This is a genomic window from Clostridium cuniculi (genome assembly GCF_004353185.1).
GTDB lineage: Bacteria > Bacillota > Clostridia > Clostridiales > Clostridiaceae > Clostridium > Clostridium cuniculi.
Genome location: NZ_SMUS01000125.1, coordinates 1 through 448, shown reverse-complemented (window position 1 = coordinate 448; position 448 = coordinate 1). Strand labels below are relative to the sequence as shown.

At 53.1% G+C, this 448-nt stretch carries 1 rRNA gene; it reads left to right on the top strand.

The features are described 5' to 3' along the window. A 16S ribosomal RNA gene (locus EJJ37_RS19905) occupies positions 1–448 on the top strand; the annotation flags it as partial.

Genomic DNA, 448 nt, shown 5'->3' with positions numbered 1-448 from the left:
GGGAGGCAGCAGTGGGGAATATTGCACAATGGGGGAAACCCTGATGCAGCGACGCCGCGTGAGTGAAGAAGTATTTCGGTATGTAAAGCTCTATCAGCAGGGAAGAAATAGCGACCTTTGGGTCGCCAGACGGTACCTGATTAAGAAGCCCCGGCTAACTACGTGCCAGCAGCCGCGGTAATACGTAGGGGGCAAGCGTTATCCGGATTTACTGGGTGTAAAGGGAGCGTAGACGGCAGCACAAGTCTGAAGTGAAATGCCGGGGCTTAACCCCGGAACTGCTTTGGAAACTGTGCAGCTAGAGTGCAGGAGAGGTAAGTGGAATTCCTAGTGTAGCGGTGAAATGCGTAGATATTAGGAGGAACACCAGTGGCGAAGGCGGCTTACTGGACTGTAACTGACGTTGAGGCTCGAAAGCGTGGGGAGCAAACAGGATTAGATACCCTAG